13 protein-coding genes are annotated in these 17,108 nt (G+C 62.9%); 7 read left to right on the top strand and 6 right to left on the bottom strand.

Annotation, left to right across the window (positions count from 1 at the left end; genetic code table 11):
* Positions 1–18 precede the first annotated feature (18 nt).
* Together H3H45_RS10175 and H3H45_RS10170 are read right to left on the bottom strand one after the other, a co-directional pair.
* On the bottom strand, positions 19–255 hold the full coding sequence (locus H3H45_RS10175; RefSeq protein WP_182833610.1) for a glutaredoxin family protein: 237 nt from the start codon (positions 253–255) through the stop codon (positions 19–21).
* 46 nt (positions 256–301) lie between these two features.
* Positions 302–1,444: a DUF5610 domain-containing protein gene (locus tag H3H45_RS10170; RefSeq protein WP_182833609.1), complete on the bottom strand. Its 1,143-nt coding sequence runs from the start codon at positions 1,442–1,444 to the stop codon at positions 302–304.
* Positions 1,445–1,612: 168 nt separating this feature from the next.
* On the opposite strand from H3H45_RS10170, the gene H3H45_RS10165 reads away from it, so the two are divergent.
* Positions 1,613–3,574 (top strand): monovalent cation:proton antiporter family protein, encoded by a 1,962-nt coding sequence (locus H3H45_RS10165; RefSeq protein WP_182833608.1) that lies wholly within the window; start codon positions 1,613–1,615, stop codon positions 3,572–3,574.
* Here the strand turns inward: H3H45_RS10165 and H3H45_RS10160 are convergent, their stop codons facing one another.
* Positions 3,575–4,132: a TetR/AcrR family transcriptional regulator gene (locus H3H45_RS10160; protein ID WP_182833607.1), complete on the bottom strand. Its 558-nt coding sequence runs from the start codon at positions 4,130–4,132 to the stop codon at positions 3,575–3,577.
* A gap of 118 nt (positions 4,133–4,250) precedes the next feature.
* Here H3H45_RS10160 and H3H45_RS10155 point away from each other — a divergent pair, with 118 nt between their 5' ends.
* Together H3H45_RS10155 and H3H45_RS10150 are read left to right on the top strand one after the other, a co-directional pair.
* Positions 4,251–5,117, top strand: coding sequence for an MBL fold metallo-hydrolase (locus H3H45_RS10155; RefSeq protein WP_182833606.1), 867 nt, complete (start codon positions 4,251–4,253; stop codon positions 5,115–5,117).
* Positions 5,118–5,222: 105 nt separating this feature from the next.
* Positions 5,223–6,500 (top strand): OprD family porin, encoded by a 1,278-nt coding sequence (locus tag H3H45_RS10150; protein ID WP_182833605.1) that lies wholly within the window; start codon positions 5,223–5,225, stop codon positions 6,498–6,500.
* A 59-nt stretch (positions 6,501–6,559) separates the two neighbouring features.
* Here the strand turns inward: H3H45_RS10150 and H3H45_RS10145 are convergent, their stop codons facing one another.
* Complete coding sequence (locus H3H45_RS10145; protein ID WP_182833604.1) at positions 6,560–7,768, bottom strand: ammonium transporter; 1,209 nt, start codon at positions 7,766–7,768, stop codon at positions 6,560–6,562.
* A 530-nt stretch (positions 7,769–8,298) separates the two neighbouring features.
* Here H3H45_RS10145 and H3H45_RS10140 point away from each other — a divergent pair.
* Positions 8,299–9,462 (top strand): EAL domain-containing protein, encoded by a 1,164-nt coding sequence (locus H3H45_RS10140; RefSeq protein WP_182833603.1) that lies wholly within the window; start codon positions 8,299–8,301, stop codon positions 9,460–9,462.
* A gap of 46 nt (positions 9,463–9,508) precedes the next feature.
* On the opposite strand, the gene H3H45_RS20345 is transcribed toward H3H45_RS10140, so the two are convergent.
* Positions 9,509–10,621 (bottom strand): GGDEF domain-containing protein, encoded by a 1,113-nt coding sequence (locus H3H45_RS20345; RefSeq protein ID WP_182833602.1) that lies wholly within the window; start codon positions 10,619–10,621, stop codon positions 9,509–9,511.
* A 198-nt stretch (positions 10,622–10,819) separates the two neighbouring features.
* Here H3H45_RS20345 and H3H45_RS10130 point away from each other — a divergent pair, with 198 nt between their 5' ends.
* From H3H45_RS10130 to H3H45_RS10120, 3 genes are all read left to right on the top strand, one after another.
* Positions 10,820–12,151, top strand: coding sequence for a deoxyguanosinetriphosphate triphosphohydrolase (locus tag H3H45_RS10130; RefSeq protein ID WP_182833601.1), 1,332 nt, complete (start codon positions 10,820–10,822; stop codon positions 12,149–12,151).
* 7 nt (positions 12,152–12,158) lie between these two features.
* Entirely contained in the window at positions 12,159–13,208 is a 1,050-nt protein-coding gene (locus tag H3H45_RS10125; protein ID WP_182833600.1) for an FUSC family protein, read from the top strand.
* A 95-nt stretch (positions 13,209–13,303) separates the two neighbouring features.
* A complete protein-coding gene (locus tag H3H45_RS10120; RefSeq protein ID WP_182833599.1) occupies positions 13,304–16,258 on the top strand; it encodes an HD domain-containing phosphohydrolase in 2,955 nt (984 codons plus the stop codon).
* Between the two features lie 413 nt (positions 16,259–16,671).
* On the opposite strand, the gene H3H45_RS10115 is transcribed toward H3H45_RS10120, so the two are convergent.
* Positions 16,672–17,013, bottom strand: a complete 342-nt coding sequence (locus tag H3H45_RS10115) for a YggL 50S ribosome-binding family protein (RefSeq protein ID WP_182833598.1) — start codon at positions 17,011–17,013, stop codon at positions 16,672–16,674.
* Between the last annotated feature and the right edge of the window lie 95 nt (positions 17,014–17,108).

Genomic DNA, 17,108 nt, shown 5'->3' with positions numbered 1-17,108 from the left:
CAAGTGACCACGGCAGCGCTAACGCAGAAAGTGCGCCACCTGCTCCGCCTCGAACGGCCAATCCAGCTCGGCGCCGTTGTCGCAGCGACGCAACACCGGAATGCGCAGACCATAGTGTTCGACCCAATCTTCGCGATCGGCGATATCCACCAGCTCGACCAACAGACCGTGTTCGACGAAAGGCATCAGCACGGCTTCTGCCACCTCACAGAGGTGGCAGCCCAGGGTGCCGAAAAGTTGGCATTCGGGAATCATGGCAGGTGTCTCTTGCTGCACTCAGAGCTGCAAGTTTACACCGCCATCAGGCAACGACGGGGTCAGCCTCAGGCTGCAGAAGCCCTTGCAGGCCATCCAGCAAGCGTTCATTGAGCGCCTTGGCCTTGTCCAACAGCGACTCGTCGAAGCGTTCGTCGAGGCTGAAGCCGCCGTCGAGCAACTGCTGCAGGGTGCCCTTGGCATCCTCGGCAATCTCGTTGGCGCTGCGCAGGGCATCCAGCAGGCCCTGGGCGTAATCGACCAGCGCACCATTGACGGCGCTGACCGGCTGGCCGCCCTGCTCGGCCACCGCACTGTAGGCATCGGTAGCCTGGCGTACGCGGGTCTGGGTCAGGCTGAGTGACATCGAAGCCAACTGCGAGCCATCCATATCCAGCTGCATGGCTCGGTCGAAGGCACCAGCAAGGTCGCCGGCGTAGAACTTGCTGGACAGGTCCTGCACCTGACTGAACAGATCCTCCAGGGCTGCACGCTCTTCCGCATCCAGTTCGCCCTCGACCGTCACCTGCCAGGCGCCGATCTGCATGCTGCCGGACTGACTGCTGGCCACCACTGCAGAACCATTGCCATCGCTCGCCGCGGCCACACTGGTCTGCGACCAACTGGCGGATGCCTGGGCGATGGAAATACTCAATCGATCACCATCACGGGTGGTCACCTGCATATCGAAGGTTTCCGCCATGGCGGCGAAACGCTCGCTGTAGCCCGCCAGCGCTACAGCACCGCCACTATTGGCGGCTGGGGCTTGCAGTCCATCCTGCAGCCCCTGCAAACCATCCTGGATCTTGTCGTAGGTCGTATCGATATCCTCGGCGATCTTGCCTTGCAGCACGCCCATACCGTCGAGAATCTTGCGCGCTTCGGCAAAGCCCTTTTCCACGCCCTCGCGAGCCTGGTCGAGCAAGGACTGCAGCTCCTGCGGATCGGCGCCGGCAGCCGCTTCGCTTTTCAGGCGCTGATCGATGAAACCGATGACCCGCTCGGCCACCTTGTCCGGGCTGAAATCATCTCGCTTGCCATTCAGCGCCCCGGGCTGCAGGCCCAGGCGTTCGGCAAGACGATTGGCCAAGGTGTTCTGCGCATTATTGGCAGCAGAGCGCGAGCCGGACTGGTTGTTCAGCGGCGAAGAGCCGGAGAAAGAGGGTGACAGCGAGGCCAGAGCATTCATGGCGGTATACCGGTGTAGGACATTCAATCCGTTGACGGCCCGGCAGAAGAAAACTTGAGCCGCCAGCGACAGACGGTTCAGCTTGCCCTGGATCAACAGATGCCGCGGTTGTCATGGACGCCGCCCCATGGCTTGGGCATGCTCGCGGGCAACCAAGGGAGAAGTATCTTGTTTGCCGACCTGCTGATCATCCTCGCCTGCTCGCTCGTGGTTATCGCGCTATTTCGTCGCCTGCGCCTGCCTCCGGTGCTCGGCTACCTGTGTGTCGGCTTGCTGATCGGGCCGACCGCACTGAACTGGATCAGTCACTCGCAAGACTTGCCCCGCCTGGCCGAACTGGGCGTGGTGTTCCTGCTGTTCACCCTGGGGCTGGAGTTCTCCCTGCCGCGCATGCTCGCTCTGCGCCATACCGTGTTCGGCCTGGGTAGCGCGCAGGTGCTGCTGTGTGGCACCGCCCTGAGCGGCACCCTGTATCTGTTCGGTTTGTCAGCCGCCAATGCAGTGCTGCTGGGGCTGGGCCTGGCGCTGTCATCCACGGCCATCGTCAGCAAGGAATTGAGCAGCCTGGGCGAGATATTCAGTGGCCACGGGCAGAGCGCGATCGGCGTGCTGCTGTTCCAGGACCTGGTTGCGGTACTGCTGCTAACCCTGGTACCGGCCATTGCCGGTAGCAGTGACGGTCTCTGGTACTGGGCCCTGCCACTCACCCTGGGCAAGACTGCCCTGCTCTTCTTCGGTCTGTTGCTGGCCAGTCGCTGGCTGCTACCGAAGTTGTTCCACGAAGTCGCCGAGGCTCATTCGGCAGAACTCTTCGTCATGCTGGCCCTGGTCATCGTCCTGCTGACTGCCTGGCTGACCCATCTGCTAGGGCTGTCCATGGCGCTCGGCGCCTTTCTCGCTGGCATGCTGCTCGGCGAGAGCCATTATCGCCACCAGATCGAAGCAGATATCCGCCCGTTCCGCGACATCCTGCTCGGTCTGTTCTTCGTCAGCGTCGGCATGCTGATTGATCTGCGCCTGTTCGCCGAGCATGGCTGGACGATTCTCGGCGTGACCCTCGGCCTGCTGGCCATCAAGGGCCTGCTGATCGCCGTACTGGTCAAGCTACGTGGTGAGAATGGCGAAACGGCCTGGCGCACCGGGCTTTCCCTGGCCCAGGCTGGTGAATTCTTCTTCGCCCTGGTCGCCCTCATGCATCAGGTAAAAATGCTGGATGAGCGCAGTGGCAGCCTGCTCCTGGCCGCCGCCTTCTGCTCGATGGCACTCACGCCACTGCTCATGCGCAGCGCCCCGTTGCTGGCCAAGCGCCTGCACGCCGGCACCACCCGGCAGAGCCAGATCGAGGAAATCGCCAGCAGTAGCAGTGAACTCAGCGGCCACGTGGTGATCTGCGGCTATGGCCGGGTCGGCCAGTCGATTGCACGCTTTCTGCAACGCGAACACCTGCCTTTTATCGCCCTGGATGATGACCCGGTGCGCGTCGAGGAGGCCTGCGCCGGCGAGGAGAACGTGCATTACGGCGACTCACGCCGTCGCGAACTACTCGAAGCCGTCGGTATCGCCCGCGCGCGCCTGCTGGTGGTGGCGGTAGACAAAGCCGATGCGGCCCTGGCGATAGTCGAACAGGTACGCCTGCAATGCGCCACCTTGCCGATTCTGGTACGCACCCGTGACGACAGTCGGCTGACCGAACTGCAGGCCGCGGGCGCCACCGAAGTCGTGCCGGAAGTGCTGGAATCGAGCCTGATGCTGGCCTCCCACGCCCTGGTCCTGCTCGGCGTGGCCGAGCACCGGGTCCAGATGCACATGGATGAAGTGCGCCGCAGCCGCTATCGCCTGCTGCACGGTTTCTACCATGGCGCCCAGGCCAACCTGCTGGATGCCCAGGGCCAGCCGCGGGTGCTGCTGCATGCGGTGAACCTGCCGACCAGCGCCCACGGCTGCGGCCAGCACCTGCAGAGCCTGGCCCTGGAAGCACTGGGACTAGAAGTCCAAGCCGTACGCCGCGATGGCAACAACCTGCCGCTGGACAGCGACCCGCTACTGCAGGAAGGCGATGCGGTGCTGCTGTCCGGTCCGCTGCAGGCGATCGAGGCAGGTGAGTCGCGCCTGCTGGGTGGCAATAACTAGTCAGACACCAGCAATGGCGAGCAGCGCCACGGCAGCGGCCTTGGCCTCCCGAGCCTGATCAGCCGGCCCCTGCAGGTGCGCCATGCTCAAGGCGCCTTCGAGCAGGAACTGCAGCTGATTGGCCAGCTGCTGCGGCTGAGCAACCGTCATGGCCTGCAGCAATTGCCGGAAATGACTGGCGACTTCCGCCTTGACCTGCGCCGCCTGGCGGTGAATGGGATGTTCCCGCGCCTGGAACTCGGCCGCCGCATTGATGAAGCTGCAGCCGCAGAAACCCTCCTGATGAATCCAGGCGTGCAAACCATCGAAGGTCGCCAGTAGCGCTTCACGCGGCGGCAGGTTGAGGCGCAGCGCCTGCAACTGCTCAAGCATCACCTGTTGGCGCTGATCCAGCACTGCCAGGATCAGCTCATCCTTGGAGCGGAAGTGCTTGTACAGGGTCATCTTCGCCACCCCGGACTCGGCCAGGATGCGATCAATGCCGGTGGCGTGATAGCCCACCCGATAGAACAGTTCCTGGGCAGTAGTGATCAGCTGCTCGCGTTTGCTCGATGCCAAGCGCAGTTCCTCTGAGGGCAAAAAGATAATGCTGGAATATACAGACCTGTCTATCTATTATCCAGCACAAGCACTCACCCGCCGCCCATCCAAGATCGTCCAGCACAAGGAACCCAGCATGCGTGCCCTGGCCATTCTCCTGCTCAGCAGTCTCAGCCTCATCAGCCTGCCCACCCCTGCCGCGGGCCTGCGCTTCGCGCTGGTCAAGACCGCCGAAACCGAAACCCGCGATGCCTTCACCATCGAGGACGGTGCCTGGGGCGAGAAGGTGATTGCCAACCATGTGGCCGTGCTGATCGAGCATCACGCCGCCACCCTGCTACTCGATACGTCGCTCGGCCGCCAGGTCGACCAGCAATTCGATGCGGAAATGCCCTGGTGGGACAAACCCCTGCTGCAATACGGCGCGGTCACCCCCGTCCGCGACCAGCTCGAGCGTGACGGCATCCGCATCGACCGCATCCTGCTCACCCACACTCACTGGGACCATGCCTCCGGCCTGGTCGACTTCCCGGAAGTGCCGGTCTGGGCACCTTACGAGGAAATCGAGTTCAGCCAGATTTCCACCCCGCCGGCCGTATTACCCAGCCAGTTCAAGCATCCGATCAAGTGGGTGCCCTTCACCTTCGCCGCCCATCCGTTCATGGGCTTCGAGCAGAGCCACGACCTGTTCGGTGACGGCAGCCTGGTGCTGGTGCCGCTGACCGGCCACACCCCCGGCTCGGTCGGCCTGTTCCTCACTTTGGATGACGACCGCCGCTTCTTTTTCACCGGCGATGCCAGCTGGCGCCTGGAAGGCTTCACCGGCCCCCGGGAGAAGTTCTGGATCAGCCGCCACATGGTCGATAACGATCGCGAGGGCACCCGCGCGCAACTGGAGAAAGTCCATCAGTTGCTGCAGCGCGAACCCAAGCTGCAGGTGATCCCCGCCCACGATGAAGCCGTGCAGCGCAAGCTCGGTTACTACCCGCAGTGGGTGGAGTGACCCGACCAAGGTCTAAAGGTCGCCAACGTTACGAAATGTTTTAGTCGCCTCGCTGCAACAGGACGGTCATCCGCCCTGCCACCACCAGCCGAGGAAACAATAACAATGAGCACGTCCCCACTCGCCCGCGTCGTGGCCCTCGCCACCCTGGGCACCAGCCTCACCCTGCCAGGCCTGGCCCAGGCCGCCTTCATCGACGACAGCAAGGCCAGCCTGGAACTGCGCAACTTCTACATGAATCGCGACTTCCGCCAGGAAGGCGGCAATGCCAGCAACGGCCACTCCAAGGCAGAGGAATGGGCCCAGGGCTTCCTCCTGCGCTACGAGTCCGGCTTCACCGAAGGCACTGTCGGCTTTGGGGTCGACGCCATCGGCACACTGGGTCTGCAACTCGACTCCGGCCAGGGCACCAGCGGCACCGGGCTGCTGCAACTGGATCGCGATAACGGCCAGGCCCAGGACAGCTATGGCGACCTCGGCGCGACAGCAAAGATCCGCGTATCGAAGAGCACGCTCAAGGCCGGCACCCTGATGCCCAAGCTGCCAACCGTGCAAGCAAACGACTCGCGCCTGCTGCCGCAGAGCTTCCAGGGGGGCTGGCTGAACTCCATGGAGATCGATGGCCTGACCTTCGATGGCGGCCAGTTGAGCCGGGTCAACCAGCGCGACTCCTCCGACCATGAAGTGATGACTCTGACAAGCGGCACCGGCCGCGGCTTTACCGGTATCAGCGGCGTCACCAGCGACGAGTTCAACTTCGCCGGCCTGAGCTACAAGTGGAATGATCAGCTAACCACTGCCTACAACTACGGCGCCCTGGACAACCTCTATAAGCAGCACATCGTCAACGCCACCCACCTGCTGCCACTGACTGACAAGCAGAGCCTGAAGAGTGACCTGCGCTTCGCCCGCTCCACGGACGACGGCAGCAGCAACGTCGACAACAAGGCCTTCGGCGCGATGTTCACCTACGCCTTGGGCTTCCACAGCTTCGGCCTGGGCTACCAGAAAATGAGCGGCGACACCGGCTACGCCTACATCGGCGGTACCGATCCGTTCTTGGTCAACTATGTGCAGATCGGCGACTTCGCCTTCAAGGACGAAAAGTCCTGGCAAGCGCGCTACGACTACAACTTTGCCGGCCTCGGCGTCCCCGGACTGACCTTCATGACCCGCTACCTCAACGGTGACAACGTCGACCGCGGTGCCGGCCTCTCCGAGGGGAAGGAATGGGAGCGCAACACCGACATCGCCTACGTAATCCAGGACGGGCCGCTGAAGAACGTCGGCATTAAATGGCGCAACGCTACGACCCGCTCCAACTTCGGCAACGACCTCGACGAGAATCGCCTGATCCTCAGCTACGTGCTGCCGCTCTGGTAGAACCCGGGAGCCCATGAAAAAGCCCGCCAATTGGCGGGCTTCTTTATATAGAGCCGGTCTCAGTCCTGGGTCGTGGCACCAATCTTGTGGATCGACAGGTCGGCACCGTAGTACTCCTGCTCCTGACTCAGGCGAATGCCCACTACCAGGCGCAAGGCCCCGTAGATCAGGAAGCCACCTACCAGCGCCACCAGCACCCCCAGAGCCGTACCCAGCAGCTGGCTGATCATGCTGACGCCACCCAGGCCGCCCAGCGCCTGCTGGCCGAAGATGCCGCAGGCAATCCCGCCCCATACACCGCACAGGCCATGCAGCGGCCAAACGCCGAGCACATCGTCGATTTTCCACTTCACCTGGGTCGCGGTGAACGCCCAGACGAACAGGGCTCCGGCAATCGCGCCGGTGGCCAATGCGCCGACCGGATGCATCAGGTCGGAGCCGGCGCAGACCGCCACCAGGCCAGCCAGCGGGCCGTTGTGCAGGAAGCCCGGGTCATTGCGACCGATCAGCAGGGCCGCCACGGTACCGCCAACCATCGCCATCAGCGAGTTCACTGCGACCAGGCCACTGATGCTGCCCAGGGTCTGCGCGCTCATCACGTTGAAGCCGAACCAGCCGATGATCAGGATCCACGAACCCAGGGCCAGGAACGGGATGTTCGACGGCGCGAATGCAACCAGGCGGCCCTCGCGATAGCGGCCATCACGGCGCCCGAGCAGGATTACCGCGCCGAAGGCCAGCCAGCCACCGACCGCATGTACCACCACCGAACCGGCAAAGTCATGGAAAGCGGCGCCAAACTGCTCGGTCAACCAGGCCTGGAAACCGAAATTGCCGTTCCAGATCAGCCCCTCGTAGAAGGGATAGACAAAGGCCACGATCAGCACCGTGGCGCAGATCTGCGGGCCGAACTTGGCACGCTCGGCGATACCACCGGAGATGATCGCCGGAATCGCTGCGGCAAAGGTCAGCAGGAAGAAGAACTTGACCAGCCCGTAGCCGCTGCCGGCGGTCAGCACCGACGCAGGTTCGAGGAAGGTGACGCCATAGGCCACCCAGTAGCCGATGAAGAAGTACGCCAGGGCCGAGACGGCGAAGTCGGAAATGATCTTCGACAGCGCGTTGACCTGGTTCTTGTGGCGCACCGTGCCCACTTCAAGGAAAGCAAAGCCCGCATGCATGGCCAGCACCATGATCGCGCCCAGCAGGATGAACAAGGTGTTGGAGCCGTGGATCAGGGTTTCCACGGCACTGTTGAGGTTTTCCATCGCAACGAAAACTCCAGCGTTCTGGAAAAGCACCAAAGCAGTTCATCGCCACCAACAATCGCACCATCCTGATGCCACACCGCACCAGATAAGCTCCCTAAAGAGACCTCAAATGACGCAGCGTGTATTGGCAGAACAAACAATTTTTTAGCGTTTTTCTATAGTTATCATTGAGTTGAGGTGTATTCCGCGCGCTCCATCCTTAGCCGGAAACGCACATTAAAAGAGCACCGCAACAGCTTTTCGCACCAAGCAAATGCAATAGCTATACCAGTCGCGCTATCCAAGACTCGCCAGTCATCCTGCAACGACAGCCCGCCGGCGTTACTGGCACCAGCGCAGTGCGCGAATAACATCCCGAGCCAACAGCCAGCCGCAAACACTGTGGCACCTAGCAAGACAAGTGCGCATCTTTCCCTGCCATCCGTGAAAAGCTGGCCACCTGAACAACTGGCCACAATCTTGCTTTAGCTGCACGTCCGCATACCGCCCGCCACGTGCGCCCTGCACCACTTACCAAGGAATACACCGTGATCGACGGGCAACCGCTCGCCTCCTTCCAGCCGTTCATTGATACCGCCACAGGCCGCATCGCCGGTGTCGAGGCGCTGGGCCGCCTGCGCCAGGCCGATGGGCGCCTGCTCTCGGTCGGTCCCTTGTTCGTCGACCCGAAAATGTCTCCCAGTGCGCTGCGACGCCTCGATCGACAGATTCGTGATGACGCCCTTTCACGCCTGCCCGAAGTGCCCGAGGACTGGTTTCTCAGCATCAACATCTCGCCGCGCTGGATCAGCCGGCTGCGCCCCAACCAATCACTACCCAGCCTCAAACAGCTGGAAAAGTACGGCGTGGCACCGGAGCGGGTGGTCTTTGAAATCACCGAACTGGGCGGCGGCAACCAGAAGCTGCAAGACGTCGTAGCCCGCTACCGCGAAGCCGGCGCACGCATAGCCATCGACGATTTCGGCGCCGGCTATTCGCAGCTCGATCGGGTATTGGCGCTGCAACCAGACATCCTCAAGCTGGACATGCGCCTGTTCCAGGAAGCCGCCCGCGGCGGGCCCAGTGGTGAAGTGGTCAAAGCGCTGGCGCAGATGGCAGAGAAGACCGGCTGCTGGATCATCGCCGAGGGTGTGGAAACCGAAGCCGAACTGGATTTTGCTCTGGAGTGCGGGGCACGCTATGTACAGGGTTACCTGTTCGCCAAACCTGAACTGCAGTTCCCCGCAGCCGACGCCTTCGTCGCCCGCTTTGCCACCCTGCGCGACCAATACGTGCAACACAAGCTCGCCGAACGGGCGCGCCTGATGACCCTGCGCCAGCAACTGACAGAGCTGATGAGCCTGCTGCGTGGCTGGGCAGAACGGGGTGGCGAGCTCGCCAACCTGCTCAACCCGAGCGACTACCCCTGGTTATTGCGCATCTACCAATGCGACCGCCACGGCACCCAGATCAGCCCTAACCTACATTGGAGCCTGGGCCGCTGGCATGAGGATTCGCGCTACCTGGGGCATAACTGGTCATGGCGACCGTACTTCTACCAACTGCTGGCCGAGGGCTGGGATGAGCGACGCATGACCGTTTCCAACACCTATCGCGACGCCAGCACCAATCAGTACTGCCTGACGGCTGGGCAATTCATCGACAACGGCCGCCGATTGCTGTTGCTGGATATCGACGCGGCCGGTCTGTGAGCTTCCTGCGTCGTGCCCGCCGCGCCACAGCCCTGACAAGTTGTTGCTAGATCAGAATCGGCCGGGCGAAAGGCGCCAGTTCCATACGATTGCGGCCATTCTGCTTGGCCCGGTACAGCGCCTTGTCAGATCGTTCGATCAGGCTGGGAATACCTTCCTGCAGGTAGTACTGCGCCACACCGATCGACGCGGTAACCCGGAAACCTGGCGGTAGCCCCTCGAAGCTGGTAGTGGCCAAGGCCTCCTGGATGCGTTTGATGCAGTGCTGGGCCATCTCCAGCGAGGTCTGTGGCAGGAACAGCAGGAACTCTTCGCCGCCATAGCGAGCCAGGAAGTCGGTACTACGCAGCAAAGGCTCGACGGTCGCGGCAAAAGTCTTCAGCACCGTATCGCCAGCCGCATGGCCATAGTTGTCGTTGACCCGCTTGAAGTGGTCGAGGTCGAACAGGCACACGCAAAAGCCACCGCCGCCACGGTCGGTGCGGTTTTTCTCGTGACCGAGCATTTCCAGCAGGTAACGGCGGTTATACACGCCGGTCAGCTCGTCATGAGTGGCCAGCTCGGTCACCTGCTGCAGCACTTCCTGCAGCTGGGCATTGCTGGCCATCAACTTCTTGCGCAGGTCACTGATACTGCCACCGAGAATGGAGATGAACGGCAGGAAGGCGGAAAAGCTGCACCAGAGGATGACCTCCACCGCCAGATTGAAGCGTTCTCCTTCGATCTCGCGAACCAGAGGCATCGTCAGGGCATAGGCGAGGATGGTCAGCAGGCTGAGAATCAGCAGTTGGCGGGTATGCAGCTTGAAGCAACCAAACACCATGATGATCAGCAGCACTACCAGATAGGCACCACGCGCTTCGCCAGCATACAGCTGGGTGAACAGCACCAGGATAATCGCCGCGACCATTTGCGCCATGGTCATGCTGGGGTCCCTGAAGCGCAGGCTGAAATTGCTGCGGATCGCCAGGTAGAAGCCCAGGTTGAAGACCACCGCGTAAGCAGCCCAGGTGTACATGACCCAGGCCGGAGAAATGCCGTTATAGAGGGAAACGCCCTGTGGCACGGCACTCAGGACATACATGGCGACGCTCATCAGCAAGCGACGGATGCGCAATTGCTTGTGCGAATCCTCGGGCAAGGCAGTGCCTGGAGTCACGACGGATATCTCTTGTTATTGGTTTTATTGGTAGTTTTTCGACCATAGCATTCAGCCCACAATCTTCATACGGTCGTTTCAATACCGCCCGTCGCCCGCCCGACAGTAGTGGAAAAAGGCCTCTAGTACAGGCCCGCTACTTGCAGACGTCCCCCTGAACAACGAAGCTAGCCCTCACCCCACCGGCGAGGACAGCCCTTGGACTGGCAAACACTGCTCACCCGCGAACGGCTCGGCAAACCGGTACACAGCCCGGACGAGCTGGGCCGCAGCCCGTTCCACAAAGACCACGACCGCATCATCTTCTCCGGCGCCTTCCGCCGCCTGGGGCGCAAGACCCAGGTGCACCCGGTCTCCAGCAACGACCATATCCACACCCGCCTGACCCACTCGCTGGAAGTCAGCTGCGTCGGCCGCTCGCTGGGCATGCGCGTCGGCGAGATGATCCGCGACGAACTGCCGGACTGGTGCGACCCGGTCGATCTCGGCGTGGTCGTGCAGTCCGCCTGCCTGGCCCACGACATCGGCAATCCACCGTTCGGCCACTCCGGCGAGGATGCCATCCGCCACTGGTTCCAGCAGGCCGCCGGGCGCGGCTGGCTGGATGCCATGAGCGAGGCCGAGCGCGGCGATTTCCTCAACTTCGAGGGCAACGCCCAGGGCTTTCGCGTACTCACCCAGCTGGAGTACCACCAGTTCGACGGCGGTACCCGGCTGACCTACGCGACCCTCGGCACCTACCTGAAGTACCCCTGGACCGCCCGCCACGCCGAGGCCCTGGGCTACAAGAAGCACAAGTTCGGCTGCTACCAGAGCGAGCTGCCACTGCTCGAACAGATCGCCAGCAAGCTGGGCCTGCCACAGATTGAGGATCAACGCTGGGCGCGCCACCCGCTGGTGTACCTGATGGAGGCGGCCGACGACATCTGCTACGGCCTGATCGACCTGGAAGACGGCCTGGAAATGGAGCTGCTCGACTACCCGGAAGTCGAAGCCCTGCTGCTCGATCTGGTCGGCGACGACCTGCCGGAAACCTACCGCCTGCTCGGCCCACGCGACTCGCGCCGACGCAAGCTGGCGATCCTGCGCGGCAAGGCCATCGAACACCTGACCAATGCAGCCGCCCACGCCTTTGTCGCCCAGCAACCGGCGCTGCTGCGCGGCGACCTGCCGGGCGACCTGGTCGAACACATGCACGGCCCGGCCAAGCGCTGCGTGCAACAGGCCAAAGCCCTCGCGCGGGAGAAGATATTCCAGGACAAGCGCAAGACCCTGCATGAGATCGGCGCCTACACCACCCTGGAAATCCTCCTCAACGCGTTCTGCGGCGCGGCCCTCGAACAGCATGGTGGCGGCAGCCTGTCGTTCAAGAACCAGCGCATTCTCGACCTGCTCGGGCATAACGCGCCGGATCCGAGCTGGCCGCTGCATCGGGCCTTCCTGCGCATGATCGACTTCATCGCCGGCATGACTGACAGCTACGCTACGGAAATGGCCCGGGAGATGACCGGGCGTTCCAGCCCGGTATGACGAGACCATGAAGAAACCGCAACAGCGCATGCTGGCCTGGCATTCCGGGCCACCGGAATGGGGGCCGGGCATCATTGCCGGGCTGGGCTGTGCCCTGCCACTGCTGCTTGGCCTGCTCAGCGGCCATCCGGGTTTTCTCTGGGCCTCGGTCGGCGCCTTCCTGGCCGCCCAAGCCAACCCGCTGCACCGCTTCGGCATGTTTCGCCTGTTGCTGCTGACCTTGCTTGGCGCTCTCAGCGCCGGGCTGGGCTTCTGGTCGGCGACCGAGCCGGTACTAAGCTTTGTCCTGTTCGCCCTCTACGGCTTCATCCTCGCCTGGTTGCAACGCTTCGGCAGCGAAGCCGGCAAGCTGGGCATCTCGCTGGCCGTGTGCCTGTGCCTGGGCCAAGGCCAGTTCGGCATCCTCAACCTGAAGAATGCTGATGCGGTCGCCGCCCTGTTCATCCTCGGCGGTCTCTGGGTCGCCCTGCTCGCCTTCGGCCTGCGCGGCCTGCATGGCCTGCGCATGTGGCCGTACATGCCGCGCTTCGTCAGCCTATTCCGCGTACTCAGGCGCTATGCCAAACGCCTGCCGGAGCAGCGCTGGCGCCTGCACGCCCTGCGCTGCACCCTAGCCTGTGGCGCAGCCGGGCTGATCGTCAACCTGGCCGACCTGCCCCGTGGCTACTGGCTGACCCTGGCGCTGATCGGCACCTTGCAACTGGAGTTCAAAGGCAGCCTGGTGCGCGCCCTGCAGTCCAGCCTGGCCAGCCTGGCCGCCGCTGCCCTGCTGATCTACCTCGGCTATAGCCTGCAAAGCCCGCCACTGATGGTCGCCACCCTGCTGCCGCTGATCGTGCTCAGCCGCACCCTGCAGGCTCACAGCTACAGCCTGTTCGTGCTGCAGGTGACGCTAAGCTTCGTGCTGCTGGCCGAAAGCCTATCCACGGACTGGCAATTGGCGCAGATGCGCCTGTTCAACAGCCTGATCGGCGTGACCCTGGCGCTGTTGGTGGCCCTGTTGGTCTATGGACTCGAGCAGCACCTGCTGCGCCGCCAGGTAGTGGCACCAAGCTGAAAATTTGTACCTAGTGAGCCGCGCCCACGACAGCCAGGGCAAGGCTTCACTATGCTTTGCCCAGATCAACATGCAGTCGACGGAGTGAAGGCAACATGCGGGCACCCAGTCAAAGCCAAAAGCGACGTTTCCCTCTTCACGTGCATATCGGCGTGCTGTTCACCCTGCTGCTGGTCAGCACGGGGGTAGTGCTGGGCTTTTTCAACTACCGCCAGACCAGCCAGATTATCCTCTCCAGTAGCAATCAGCTGTTCGAGCAGATCCGCCAGGAGGTCGAATCCGACCTACGCTACACCTACCAGCCAATTCGTCACCTGCTCAGCCTGCTGGTGCTCAGCGAGCAGAATCAGGCCAGCGATGCCTACCAGCGCATGGATCTGCTGCCTGCCTTCGCCCAGGCCCTGCGCGACAATCCGAAACTCGCTTCGCTGTACCTCGGCTACGAAGATGGCGACTTCTTCATGGTTCGCCCGCTGCGCAGCGCTGCGCTCAAACAGCGCTTCGACGCCCCAGCCAACGCTGCCTATCAGGTCTGGACCATCGACCGCAGCGGCGATGCCCGACCGATTTCCGAGTCGCAGTATTTCGATGCGGATCTGCAATGGATCAGTCGCCGGCAGAACCTCAAGGAGACCTTCGACCCGCGCACCCGCCCCTGGTACAACAGCGCGGTGGCCGATGGCGCGCAGATCACCACCGAGCCCTACTTATTCTTCTCCACCGGCGTGGTCGGCACCACCCTGGCCCGCCTGAGCCGCAACAAGACCGTACTGGCGGCCGACCTGACCCTCGCCGACCTCTCCGAGACCCTGGCCAAACACAAGGTCACGCCCTCAACCGAGGTGGTGCTGTACCGTCCGGATGGCGCCGCGGTGGCCTATCCCGATATCAACCGGCTGATTGTTCAGAATGGCACCACTCACCTGAACCAAGTGGAGCAGCTCAGCCCGGCACTCGGTGAACTGTTTGCCCGTGGCCTGCAACAGGACAAGCAAGGCGCCATGCAACTGGCCAAGCGGCGCTGGCAGGTGTCCTACACCCAGCTCGCCGAAGGTGGCCCCAACGGCCTGCGCCTGGCCCTGCTGGCGCCGGAAGATGAGCTGCTGGCCGAGGCCTACCGCATCCGCTGGCAGGGCGCGATGCTCACCCTGGCCATCCTGCTGCTGTGCATTCCCCTCGGCTGGCTGATGTCGCGCATTCTGGTGCGCCCACTGCGCGCCCTGGTGCTGGAGGCCGAAGCGATCCGCAGCTTCAATTTCGACTACCCGGCCAGCGGCCGCTCGCCGGTGCTGGAAGTCGATCAGTTGGCCGTGGCCATGGCCAAGATGAAGGACACTATCTCCAGCTTCCTCGACATCACCGCCAGCCTTTCCGCAGAAACCCGCTTCGACGCCCTGTTGCGCCGGGTACTGCGGGAAACCGTCGACCTCAGCGAAGCCAGCGGCGGCCTGCTCTACCTGCGCGACAGCAACAGCGGCCGCCTGGAGCCCCATGGCCTGTTCCTCGGCGGCGAGCAGCACAACGTCGAGGAACATCGCATCCCCGCTTTCGATCAGGGCGATCAATCCATACCGGACTGGCTGGAGCAGCCGGCCCAGGGCGGCGACAGCAGGGTCGCATCAATCGGCTTCGACCAGGCCGGTGGCTTCCAGAGCCTGTTGCATAGCCTCGACAGCCCGCGCGTGCACCTGGTCTGCACCGGCCTGCACAATCGCCAGGGTGAAACGGTTGGCGTGCTGATGCTGCTGCACCGCGATACCGGCGATGAGGCCGAGCTGGCCATGCTGCGCCCGGAACGCATTGCCTACGTCGAGGCGGTATCCGGAGTGGCGGCGCTATGCATCGAGAGCCAGCGCCTGCTCGATCAGCAGAAGAAACTGCTCGACGCCTTTATCCAGCTGATCGCCGGCGCCATCGACGCCAAGAGCCCCTACACCGGCGGCCACTGCCAGCGCGTGCCAGAGCTGACCCTGATGCTCGCCCGCGCCGCCGCCGAGAGCGAGGCGGAGCCGTTCCGCCACTATCAACCCGACGACGAGGAATGGGAGGCCCTGCACATCGCCGCCTGGCTACACGACTGCGGCAAGGTCACCGTGCCCGAGTACGTGGTCGACAAGGCTACCAAGCTGGAAACCATATACGACCGCATCCACGAAGTACGCATGCGCTTCGAAGTGCTCAAGCGCGATGCTTGGATTGCCTACTGGGAGGGGCTGGCCAAGGGCGCTGACGAGCCGCAGCTGAGCAGCTTGCGCGATGCCACCCTCGCCGCACTGGATGACGAGTTCGCCTTTATCGCCCGCTGCAACCTGGGCGGCGAAGCCATGGCCGATGCCGACCTGGAGCGTCTGCGCAGCATCGGCGCACGCACCTGGACCCGCACCCTGGATGATCGCCTCGGTGTGTCCTGGGAAGAGAACCAGCGCCAGGCACGCACCCCGGCACCGAGCCTGCCGGTGCAGGAGCCGCTGCTCAGCGACAAGGCCGAACACCTGCTGGAGCGCCCGGCCAGCGAGCTGATCGCCGACGACAACCCCTGGGGCTTCAAGCTCGACGTACCGCAGTACAAACACAACCGCGGCGAGCTCTACAACCTCGGCATTGCCCGCGGCACCCTGACCAACGAAGAACGTTTCATCATCAACGGGCACATGGTGCAGACCATCCGCATGCTCAGTTACCTGCCCTTCCCCAAGCACCTGGCCAACGTCACCGAGATCGCCGGTGGCCACCACGAGAAGATGGACGGTACCGGCTATCCGAAGCGCCTGAAGCGCGAGGACATGAGCCTGCCAGCCCGGATGATGGCCATCGCCGACATCTTCGAGGCACTGACAGCGGTGGATCGCCCCTACAAGAAGGGCAAGACCCTGACCGACTCACTCACCATCATGGCCGGCATGTGCCGTGGCGCCCATGTCGACCCGGAGCTGTTTGGCCTGTTCGTCAGCGCCGGCATCTACCAGAGCTACGCCGAGCGCTACCTGCGCCCGGAGCAGATCGATCAGGTGGATGTCGCGGCGATCCTGGCCAAGGCGGGCCTAGCATGAGAGCCTGCCTACGATCTCTTGATCGTCGGCCATGCTGCGTTGGAATTGGGCTCGGGCTGCTCATTTACGACTTGTAAACTCCGCGCCCTCGCCCAATTTCGCCTTGCCTGGCTCTAGCTCAAAAGATCGTAAACAGGCTATGAGAACCTGTTTTCGGCCTCGGAAACTCCCCTCTCCCACTTGTGGGAGAGGGGCTGGGGGAGAGGGCATTGGCCCTGCCACCCTCTCCCCAAGCCTTGGCATTGGCTTCCAGCGTTGTAGCCGGATGCAATCCGGGAGCGAATCTGCCTGTTTCCCGAATTACATCCGGGCTACGAGTGCGTAACGCATTCCAGGCAAATCCCGCGCAACAAAAAGCCCGACCTGAGTCGGGCTTTTTGTTGGCTGGCAGGTCACCCCGCCGAGCAGGAAAATCAGGCCGGGTTGACCGCGTTTTCCGGGTACCACACGTCCATCAGCGGGCTCAGGGTGAAGCCGGTCAGCTCGCTACGGCTTTTCAGCCACGCTTCCAGCTTGTCACGCTGCTCGGCGCTGACCGAACCACGCTCGGCCAGGCAGACGAAACCGTAGTCATCGCCACCGACATAACCCAGGCCGTTGCTTTCGACGGCATCACCCAGGAAGGCTTCGACGAAGCTGTCCATCTCGGCGTCGGACAGGCCGTCGCGGAAGCTCAGGGTCAGCTCGCAGCCCAGCTCCTGGAATTCATCGACGCAGAGTTTCTTGCGCAGACGACGGGAACGGTTAGTGGCCATGTAAAACTCCTCAACACTCATAGAAATATCCGGCGGCACTCTAGCAGCTTGGCGCCATTACCGCCTACCTAACCGACGCAAAGCCAGAAAAAACC

Source organism: Aquipseudomonas guryensis, assembly GCF_014164785.1.
Taxonomy (GTDB): domain Bacteria; phylum Pseudomonadota; class Gammaproteobacteria; order Pseudomonadales; family Pseudomonadaceae; genus Aquipseudomonas; species Aquipseudomonas guryensis.
This window is presented reverse-complemented; position numbering and strand designations above follow the sequence as displayed.

Bases quoted from the DNA above. Each gene is read 5' to 3' on its own strand.
- H3H45_RS10175 (WP_182833610.1), bottom strand. From the start codon at position 255: ATGATTCCCGAATGCCAACTTTTCGGCACCCTGGGCTGCCACCTCTGT.
- H3H45_RS10170 (WP_182833609.1), bottom strand. From the start codon at position 1,444: ATGAATGCTCTGGCCTCGCTGTCACCCTCTTTCTCCGGCTCTTCGCCG.
- H3H45_RS10155 (WP_182833606.1), top strand. From the start codon at position 4,251: ATGCGTGCCCTGGCCATTCTCCTGCTCAGCAGTCTCAGCCTCATCAGC.
- H3H45_RS10150 (WP_182833605.1), top strand. From the start codon at position 5,223: ATGAGCACGTCCCCACTCGCCCGCGTCGTGGCCCTCGCCACCCTGGGC.
- H3H45_RS10145 (WP_182833604.1), bottom strand. From the start codon at position 7,768: ATGGAAAACCTCAACAGTGCCGTGGAAACCCTGATCCACGGCTCCAAC.
- H3H45_RS10125 (WP_182833600.1), top strand. From the start codon at position 12,159: ATGAAGAAACCGCAACAGCGCATGCTGGCCTGGCATTCCGGGCCACCG.
- H3H45_RS10120 (WP_182833599.1), top strand. From the start codon at position 13,304: ATGCGGGCACCCAGTCAAAGCCAAAAGCGACGTTTCCCTCTTCACGTG.
- H3H45_RS10115 (WP_182833598.1), bottom strand. From the start codon at position 17,013: ATGGCCACTAACCGTTCCCGTCGTCTGCGCAAGAAACTCTGCGTCGAT.